1 pseudogene is annotated in these 362 nt (G+C 66.6%); it reads left to right on the top strand.

What is annotated here, in order from left to right:
• Nucleotides 1-68: 68 nt before the first annotated feature.
• Nucleotides 69-362, top strand: a pseudogene (locus tag TN53_RS48975) (class II glutamine amidotransferase); the annotation flags it as partial.

The raw sequence follows: 362 nt of genomic DNA, 5'->3' as shown, positions 1-362 counted from the left end.
CCTCGCGGCGCTCAACGGGCACCAGATCGCTGTCTGATCACCTGGGCCGCCATCGAACCATTTAGGTGGGGGTCGCGCACGGCACCCGCTACCCGCTGCAGATGTCCTTCGCGGTGGCCGACGGGGAACGCGTATGGGCCTTCCGCTACTCCAGCGAGGACCGCTCGCGGTCGTTGTATTTCAGCACCAAGGTGGGCGCCCTGCGTGTGCTCCACCCTGATGCCGCGTTCCTGCGGGACATCTCCGAGGACACTCGCCTGGTCGTCTCCGAACCGCTGGGCGCCCTCTCGGCGCCTGGAACGAGGTGCCGGAGAGCAGTTTCGGCATCATTCAGCCAGGTGGAGACGGGCTCCATGCTTTCC

The sequence above is a fragment of the Streptomyces sp. WM6386 genome (assembly GCF_000972385.1).
Lineage (GTDB): Bacteria > Actinomycetota > Actinomycetes > Streptomycetales > Streptomycetaceae > Streptomyces.
This window is presented reverse-complemented; position numbering and strand designations above follow the sequence as displayed.